This window comes from Escherichia sp. MOD1-EC5950, assembly GCF_002965345.1.
Taxonomy (GTDB): domain Bacteria; phylum Pseudomonadota; class Gammaproteobacteria; order Enterobacterales; family Enterobacteriaceae; genus Escherichia; species Escherichia marmotae.
On record NZ_PTSR01000022.1, the window covers coordinates 70,443 to 78,960 of the forward strand.

The following is an 8,518-nucleotide window of genomic DNA, read 5'->3' on the forward strand; positions in this document are numbered from 1 at the left end:
AAGCCATCTGGGGGCCATTGATCGCAATGACCTGACCCGGATGCTGATTCTGCGCCGCCACTGGCTGCCCGGCGAGGATGACTCGCCGCAGTCACTGGCTGCCGCCGTCTGGCTGGATAACCACTACTGGGAAAATATGAGCATCGCCGTCAATAACGGCATTATCCGTGCTTTTAAGGGATCGTAATGTCACAACAGCGCCTTGAATTACTTCTTGAACTGACAGATCGCCTGACAAGGCCGTTGCGTGCAGCCGGGCGACAGGTTCAGGGATTTGCTGCAACAAGTCGGGGAGCCTTTCGGGACATTGCTACCGGAGGCGCTGCGCTCTGGGGAGTGGGTGCAGCCATTCAGGGGGCACTGATGCCAGCCATTGAAATGGACAGGGCGCTCGGTGAGGTGAAATCACTGGGCGTCGCAGAGTCCGGATTGCGTAAACTCAGCCGCGCCGCCGTTGATTTCACTATGGAATACGGCGGGGCTGCGCAGGATTTTGTGCGTGCTTCTTACGACATCCAGTCAGCCATTGCCGGGTTAACTGACGATGAGCTGTCCCGCTTCACCACCGCATCAGCAACGGTGGCAGCAGCAACCAAATCCAGCAGCCAGACCATTACCGCCTACATGGGCACCATGTACGGCATCTTTAAAGACCAGGCTGATGCCATGGGAAAAAGTAAATGGGTGGAGCAGGTCGCCGGGCAAACCGCCACCGCCGTGCAAATGTTTAAAACAACCGGCGATAACATGTCAGCGGCGTTCACCACGCTGGGGGCTAGTGCAAAAGCGGCCGGTATTGATGCGGCTGAACAGTTCGCCGTGCTGGGACAACTACAGGCCACCATGAGTGGCAGCGAGGCCGGGACAAAATACAAGGCATTTCTTGCCGCAGTAGGTAGCGCCCAGAAAAAGCTGGGGCTTAATTTCGTGAATAAAGACGGCACCATGAAAAGTGTTGTCGAGATCATGAAACTTATCAGGGGTAAATTTGGTGATCTGTCAAAAGTGGCTGATTCCGATTTGCTAAAAAGCGCCTTTGGCTCCGATGAAGCTGTGGCCATGATTAAATTACTCAATGCGGACATTGGCGGACTTGAAAAGAATATCGCCACGCTGGGCAATATCAAAGGTATGGATAAGGCTGTCGAAATGGCGCAGGCCATGGCTGATCCATGGGAACAGGCCGCTGCAATTATTAACGGCATTCGCATCGAAATTGGCACGCAGTTGTTGCCTGTTCTGTACCCGTTTATCCAGAAAAGCAACGAAGGCGGTAAATCCTTTGTTGCCTGGTTACGCCTGTATCCAAACATCACTCGCGCAATCGGCTTATTAAGCGCGGCACTTATTGGTGTTGCGGCGGTTGGCGCAACGGTCAATGTCGTAATGGGGGTTGCGAAATTTATCTGGGTGGGATTACGCATGGTCTGGATGGCCGTCATCGCCCCACTGAAATTAATCGTTTTTCTGTATCGCACAATGAGAGTGGTTATGCTTGCGTTCTGTGCTGCCGCCCGCATGGTAAGAGCAATATATCTGGCAATAAACATCGCCATGGGAGTGATGAATATTCGCGCCAGAGCACAACTGCTATTGATGGGCCTACAACGTGCCGGAATGCTCCTGCAGGCAGCAGCATTATCAGCCGTTTCTGTTGCCATGGGGATTTATTCCGCAGTCACCAGCGGAGCCGCAATTGCAACACAGTTACTTTTCAGCCCCATCACATTAATCATCCTGGCACTGGCTGCGCTGGGTGTGGGCATTTATTTCCTGATTACCCGCTGGGATGAAATCAAAGCTGCACTGATGGATACCGCTGCATTTCAGTGGGTTGCCGGCATCATTAACAGCATGGGGGCGTGGTTCGGCAATGCATGGAGTGCAATCAGGGATGGCTGGAATGCACTGGTTAACTATTTTTCCACCCATTCACCACTGGATGCCCTGAAGGATCTCGCGGGCGGCATACTGAATATTTTCAGCAACCTCTGGGAACTGGTGAAACAGTCCTTCAGTGATTCATGGGGCTGGATTGTGGACAAACTCAACATGATCCCCGGCGTTAACATCGGCACATCAGAAAGCACAGGAAGTGGCGAAGGCTCCGTATTAACCGGCGGCAAAGCCATCAGTGCGGGACCGGGCGGCATTGCGGCAGAGATGCAGAACAACAGCGAAAACCAGACCACCATCGACAACTCCCGTCGTGTGGTCAACGTCAATGTGCAGGATCCATCCCCTGCCCGTCTTAACGAGTGGATGGAGCTGCATGCATACTGATAAACCGCTTTACATTGATTTGCTCATCACCGGCCGCAATCTCACGCTGAACAGCGCCAGTGAGCCGGTGTTATGCAACAACAGGGAAAGTATTGCCCAGGACTGCCAGCACGCCATCATTGAGAGCGGACTGGCAACGCGCCTGCTGGCTGAAAAAAGCCCGACGCTTCGTGCCGACATCATGATGCAGATGACACTGCTGATTGAAGATGATGAGCGCATCACACCTGGCACGGTCAGTGTGACAGAAGAAACCCTGCTTTCTGGTCGCCTGCTGATTAGCGCCCACACCGAAGATTTTTTTGAACCCCTGACTTTTACGGTATCTCTTGATGATTAACGGCAAACCTACCGCAGATTACGAGCGCATTCTGGCTGATAATGGCATGCCGGTAACCGAAGAACAGGCACGTGCTGAATTTGAAGCCATTGTCAAAGACGAAGGGCTTATCACCAACACATCCCGCATGTCGCCGTTCTGGCGACTGATTACAGCTATCACCACAAAACCCGTAATGTGGCTGAAAGATGCGCTGGTTAATGTGGTGATGAAAAACCTGTTTCTGGCTGATGCCAGCGGTGTATTCGTTGATGTTTTTGCCTGGGCGGTAAACCTGCAACGCAAGGCCGCCACGCACGCAGCCGGCGTGATTCGTTTCACCAAAAACGACATTGATCACGCAGTTACCGTGCCGGCCGGTACGCAGATTCAGACAGAACGCATTAACGGCGTGATTTATACGCTGACCGTTGTCAGGGATACCGTTATTCCGGCAGGAACACTCAGCATGAACATCGATGTTTCTGCGGAACAGGCCGGAGCCGGCTTTAACCTTGCGCCGGGATATTACCGCATCCTTCCGGTGGCGATTGATGGTATTGCCGGTGTTGAGAACGATGAAAACTGGCTGACCACACCGGGTGCCAACGAAGAAAGCGATGACGAGCTGCGTGATCGTGTTCGCAATCAGTTTAATCTTGCCGGCGCTTATCACACAGATGCTGTTTACCGGGGATTAATTGCCGGCGTTGCCGGCATCAGTGCCGACCGCATCTATTTTCTGCATGACGCACCACGCGGCCCCGGCACAGCAAATGCTTACATTCTGCTGGATACTGGCATCGCATCCGAACCGTTCGTTGATGCAGTAAACGCATTCATTAACGATGAAGGTCATCACGGACACGGTGATGATCTGCGCTGTTTTTCCATGCCTGAAACACGCCACACCCTGACCGTGACACTCTGGTTATATGCAACACTGAACCTCAGCGATGAGGAAATTCAGACGTTATTGCGCAATGTGGAAAATCTGGTTCGCTGTGCATTTCGAGAAAACAGCGATTATGACGTTCAGAAAACATGGCCGTATAGCCGTTTCAGCATGTCCAGACTGGGCGAAGAGATCCACCAGGTATTTCCACAGGTGGAGTCGGTTACATTTTCTCTTCCGGATATTCTCAGTGATCTGGCTGTTCCTCGTCTGGAATCCCTTACTGTGGAGGTGAGCGCGTGAAACTTCCGGAGATCCCTGAACTCCCGCTCCCCACCTGGATGAATAAAGGCGAGCCGTTAACGCTGGCACATTCATCGCATCGCTACTGGGAAAAGGTATACAGCTGGCTGACGTGGCCACTACAGCAGATTGATGTCGACACCTGCGCAGAGCCTTTACTTAACCTGCTGGCTTATCAGCGCAATATCACCCGATTTAAAGGTGAGCCGGTTTCGTTATTTCGCTTAAGAGTGAAACACGCGTTTATTAACGCTCAGGACTCGGGCGAACGCGCCGGCTTCGAACGCATCTTTAAGCGTCTTGGCGTGGGAGACGTTAAAACACTGGAACGGCAACTGCAGCATGACTGGGACGTTATTTTACTGCGCATTAATGACACCCAGTTAAGTGAAAACAACGCGCTGATGATGCAGCTCGTGCGCCAGTATGGTCGTACCTGCAGGCGCTATTTCTTTCAGGTAATCAATACAACCACTGCCCGGCTGACAGCCGGCACATTTGATGGCCATTACAGGTATCACACAGCAGAAGCAACGGTGAGAAAGGACACCATCTGGTTAACCGCTTCGCTACAGGCAGGACATTACGGCCTGTCCGTGGAGCATTACACATTACAGGCAGACGAAGCATGAGCACGATTATTACTGAACAGTACGAACACTGGTGTGCGAATCAGCTCATCAGTGGAAAACCTGCGCGCCCGGATACATTTGTTTTTGCATATATTCCGGGACAGGATGAATCCGCAGAGATCCCCCGCGATGAGATACTCCCTGATGAATCCATGATTCAGTATCGTGCGCCGGTCACCCAGTACGGCCTCCTGTCGCCGAACGCGACCGCGTTTTCCATCATTCTGGACACGACAGTCGGCGACTTCGAATACAACTGGATCGGCCTGCTGAACGAAGAAAGCGGCGTGCTCTGCATGATTGCACACACACCTCGTCAGCAAAAAATTAAAACAGCGAACGGCGTACAGGGAAACAACCTGATCCGCACATTTTCCATGGAGTTTGACGGCGCAGCCGCAGCAATGCATATCGATGTCAGTGCTGATGTCTGGCAGATTGATTTCACTGCACGCCTTGCAGGAATGGATGAGGCCCGCCGGCTGCTGGCGTTTGATCACTACGGTGAAGCCGCTTTTCTGGGGGATGGTTTTCAGGTCAGCTATCAGGATGGTACCGCTACTGTTGCCGCCGGCGTGGGTTATGTGGGAGGTCTGCGCGTCAGTCTGCGCGAACCTTACAGCCTGCCGGCTGCGGTCGGGGATACCATTTGGATTGATGCAAGCTGGCAGGGATTTGTTACCGGCGAATGGAATACCGTTTTTACGTTCTGCGCCCGCCAGGAACATGCGTCCTATACAGACGGTAACGGCTTCCGACACTTTGTCGCGCCACTTGCGAAACTGACATCAGAAGGCTTACAGGATTTACGTCCACAGACGCCCGATGAAGAACAAAGCAATGCACTGGCAGAGCACGAAAAATCCCGCCGTCATCCGGACGCAACACTGAAGGAGAAAGGCTTTGCGCAGTACAGCAACTCCACCGACAGCGACGCAGAAGACCGCGCCGCCACATCAAAGGCAGTAAAAGCCGCAATGGATAAGGCAAAAGGCGCTGTTGAGCGTGACGGCGACACCATGACCGGGGAACTGAAAATCCGTGGTGTTAATGCGCTGAGGATTTTCAACGAAGCCTTTGGTCTGATTTTTCGTCGTTCGGAAGAGTGCCTGCACCTTATCCCTACCAGTGAAGGTCAGGGCGAGAATGGCGATATTGGTCCACTTCGACCGTTCACTATTAATCTGCGGACGGGTGAAATATCCATGTCGCATAAAGTGTCTGTTGGCGGCGGTTCTCAGGTCAATGGTGCGCTGGGTATCGGCGTTCAGAACGCACTGGGCGGAAACTCAATTGCTTTCGGGGATAACGATACCGGCCTGAAACAGAATGGTGATGGCCTGCTGGATGTTTATGCCAATAGCGTGCATGTGTTGCGTTTTCAGAGTGGCAGTATCCAGAGTAATAAAGCTGTAAACGTTACAGGACGGGTAACACCGTCAGACTACGGAAACTTTGATGCCCGTTACCAGACCAAAACAGGCGGCGTGCAGGATGTGCGTTATGGTTCCGAAATGTATTACAACCCGGGAGGTAACCAGATATCCTGGACATTTCGCTCACCTTCAGGCCACGGGTTATCCGGTATTAATGTGCAGGAAACCGGAAGTAATTCGGCAGATAACATCGGCGGCGTGTATTACCGACCGCTTCAGAAACTGATTAACGGTACCTGGTATAACGTGGCGAGTGTTTAACAATGTTGCATTTAAAAAATATTACTGCGGGTAATCCGAAAACCGCGGAACAATATCAGCTGACAAAACAATATGGTGTCACCTGGCTTTTTTCGGAAGACGGCAAAAACTGGTATGAAGAACAGAAGAACTTTGCCAGTGACACCATAAAAATGGTTTACACCGGAGACGGGCGCGTGGTGTGGGTCGGTAAGGATGTGACAGGCATTGAACCCCGTAACGCCAGTGTTATTGAAGTTCCGGATATTACCGCTAATCGCCGTATTACCGCGCCTGGTTACTGGTTTTACCGCGATGGCAATTTTATCTTCGACTACAAACTTAAAGCGGAAGATGAGCGTGATGCACTGTTAAAACAGGCCAGTATCATGACCAGCGAATGGGAAAAAGACCTGCTGCTGGGATTAATCAGCGACGAAGACAGGGAAAAACTGAAAGCCTGCCGTATTTATACAAAAACGTTACGGGAGATGACATTCAGCCAGGTTACAGATAAAGCATCGTATGCCGCGATTGTATGGCCAGAATTACCGCAGAACATTAGCGAGAATTAAGAAGTAATGAGCGCATTGTTGACGAAAGCATTTGAAAAGTGGGTTGCTGAATGCACAGCCAGTAATTTACCTGCACGCCCTGATGCTATTATTTTTGCCCTGATGGAGCGGGAACCAACGCGCGAAGATAATACCGTTCCGGAAGAAAAAATCACATATGCTGTGAATGAACTGACTTACGGCCAGTTAAGCCCGAACAATATTGTGTGTAGCGCGGTTGTTCCTGATGACTGTGCATTCAGTTATGACTGGATTTGCCTTATCCATCAGGCCAGCGGAACACTATGCGGCGTAATAAAGACGCCTGTTCAACAAAAAGTAACAGGCGAATCACTTATTCGTAATTTCACAATTATATACAGCGGCATTGCTCAGGCTGCGCAAATTACCGTTCCTCCACAGAGCTGGCAGGTAGATCTTTTCCCTGAAATAAACAAAAAAGCGCCACTGGACAGCCCGGCGTTCACCGGCACACCAACCACACCAACTCCGCCAGACGATGCGGTCGGGCTGGAGATGGCGAACGCAGCGTTTGTTCGCAAACTGCTCGCCGCACTGGTTGACTCATCACCGGAAGCCCTGGACACACTGAACGAACTGGCAGCGGCGCTGGGCAATGACCCGAACTTTTCGACGACGGTCATTAGCGCGCTGGCGGGTAAACAACCGCTGAACGATTTGCTGACGGCAATCAGTGAACTGACGAAACGGGCAGATAATCTTCTGTACTTTAATCAGGACGGGAATGTTTCTCTCTCTCCGCTGTCAGAAAAAGCCCGCGCATTACTGGCACTGGACACACCTGAAGCCATGCGCACGGAACTTGAACTGAAAGCGGCTGCAACGATGGAGTCCCAGAGCAATATCCGCGACCGCACACCAGGCAGGCTGGCGCTGCCGGGGGCATTTGGATACGGAATGACAGAGCACGAGGGGATGGTGCTCGGCATTACAAATCTTGATGAGCTTGCGTTGATATGCATGAACACAGAACCAGGTCGATATTACACATCATCAATGTCATCAGGTGATTTAACTGGTGTAGTCGAATTTATCTGGCTGGACAACTGGCAGAATGACAAAACCAGCCAGACAGCAACAAAACTTATTCTGTTTTACGGAAGAGACGGACGTATTCTTTCCAGCGTTCGCGGCTCTGACTACGGAGCCCCTGTTGTATGGAGAGATCTTACCCCATTAACTGGCAACACAACTGTAAAAGACGCGCAATCGGATATCCGGGATCGTACACCTGGCAGGCTGGCGCTGTCCGGCATGTATGGATTCGGCCAAGCATTTACCAGCACCGAAGCCCTGACATTTAACGGACAGGCCGATTTTGCTGAATGGCTGAAAGAGGCCACCCCGGGGCGTTATGCGGTCAGTATTGCGGACTCTTCCACACTACTGGCGGGCACCACGAAATTTAACGGCATCATTGATGTGATGTGGTCACCCTTTGATAACGACGAGTCGGACACAACGCGCAAATTCAAAACGCTGCTGTGTTTTAACCAGTATTACGAAGGTGAGCACAGTATTCATCGCCTGACTTACCGCTGGAGTGGAAACAACTGGAATGCAACAGTAAGCCCCATTATTTACGACGGCGATTCGCTGGCGTTCCTGCTGTCCAGGACAGCTGGCTCAGGCTCATATTTCAAATACCCGGCAGTGGGTGTTCCGGTGCTGGCTGTTTATCGCGGAACAACTTCCGGGGATAAAGAAATCAAAATTGGCCTGGGTGATGTGGTGCAGGGGTCACAACTGGGCGGAGTTAATCTTTCGTGCACAATATCTTCTGCGGGGGCTGGCTCCTACGGTTCCACACCGAG

The 8,518-nt window shown here is 51.8% G+C and carries 8 protein-coding genes; all 8 read left to right on the top strand.

The features are described from left to right. The first annotated feature begins 40 nt into the window (after positions 1 to 40). Positions 41 to 187 carry a DUF6890 family protein gene (locus BEA93_RS25345; RefSeq protein WP_000906384.1) on the top strand — a complete coding sequence of 49 codons (147 nt, stop codon included), beginning with the start codon at positions 41 to 43 and terminating at the stop codon, positions 185 to 187. After that, positions 187 to 2,283 (top strand): phage tail tape measure protein, encoded by a 2,097-nt coding sequence (locus tag BEA93_RS18735; RefSeq protein ID WP_105224890.1) that lies wholly within the window; start codon positions 187 to 189, stop codon positions 2,281 to 2,283. Before BEA93_RS25345 ends, BEA93_RS18735 begins: the two co-directional genes overlap by 1 nt. After that, positions 2,273 to 2,623: a DUF2590 family protein gene (locus tag BEA93_RS18740; RefSeq protein WP_105224891.1), complete on the top strand. Its 351-nt coding sequence runs from the start codon at positions 2,273 to 2,275 to the stop codon at positions 2,621 to 2,623. The genes BEA93_RS18735 and BEA93_RS18740 overlap by 11 nt, the downstream gene beginning before the upstream one ends. Beyond that, on the top strand, positions 2,616 to 3,800 hold the full coding sequence (locus BEA93_RS18745; RefSeq protein WP_057108816.1) for a baseplate J/gp47 family protein: 1,185 nt from the start codon (positions 2,616 to 2,618) through the stop codon (positions 3,798 to 3,800). The genes BEA93_RS18740 and BEA93_RS18745 overlap by 8 nt, the downstream gene beginning before the upstream one ends. Beyond that, the gene (locus BEA93_RS18750) at positions 3,797 to 4,432 is read left to right on the top strand and encodes a phage tail protein (RefSeq protein ID WP_000775222.1); all 636 of its coding nucleotides are present in this window, start codon (positions 3,797 to 3,799) and stop codon (positions 4,430 to 4,432) included. Before BEA93_RS18745 ends, BEA93_RS18750 begins: the two co-directional genes overlap by 4 nt. Then, the gene (locus BEA93_RS18755; RefSeq protein WP_105224892.1) at positions 4,429 to 6,129 is read left to right on the top strand and encodes a phage tail-collar fiber domain-containing protein; all 1,701 of its coding nucleotides are present in this window, start codon (positions 4,429 to 4,431) and stop codon (positions 6,127 to 6,129) included. Before BEA93_RS18750 ends, BEA93_RS18755 begins: the two co-directional genes overlap by 4 nt. Positions 6,130 to 6,131: 2 nt before the next feature. Next, positions 6,132 to 6,683 carry a tail fiber assembly protein gene (locus BEA93_RS18760; RefSeq protein ID WP_105224893.1) on the top strand — a complete coding sequence of 184 codons (552 nt, stop codon included), beginning with the start codon at positions 6,132 to 6,134 and terminating at the stop codon, positions 6,681 to 6,683. Positions 6,684 to 6,689: 6 nt separating this feature from the next. Then, positions 6,690 to 8,518: phage tail-collar fiber domain-containing protein (locus tag BEA93_RS25790; protein ID WP_236942895.1), on the top strand; the 1,829-nt coding region annotated here is incomplete at its 3' end.

Coding starts and splice junctions, on each gene's coding strand:
- BEA93_RS25345 (WP_000906384.1), top strand. CDS start 41: ATGCTGATTCTGCGCCGCCACTGGCTGCCCGGCGAGGATGACTCGCCG.
- BEA93_RS18735 (WP_105224890.1), top strand. CDS start 187: ATGTCACAACAGCGCCTTGAATTACTTCTTGAACTGACAGATCGCCTG.
- BEA93_RS18740 (WP_105224891.1), top strand. CDS start 2,273: ATGCATACTGATAAACCGCTTTACATTGATTTGCTCATCACCGGCCGC.
- BEA93_RS18745 (WP_057108816.1), top strand. CDS start 2,616: ATGATTAACGGCAAACCTACCGCAGATTACGAGCGCATTCTGGCTGAT.
- BEA93_RS18755 (WP_105224892.1), top strand. CDS start 4,429: ATGAGCACGATTATTACTGAACAGTACGAACACTGGTGTGCGAATCAG.
- BEA93_RS18760 (WP_105224893.1), top strand. CDS start 6,132: ATGTTGCATTTAAAAAATATTACTGCGGGTAATCCGAAAACCGCGGAA.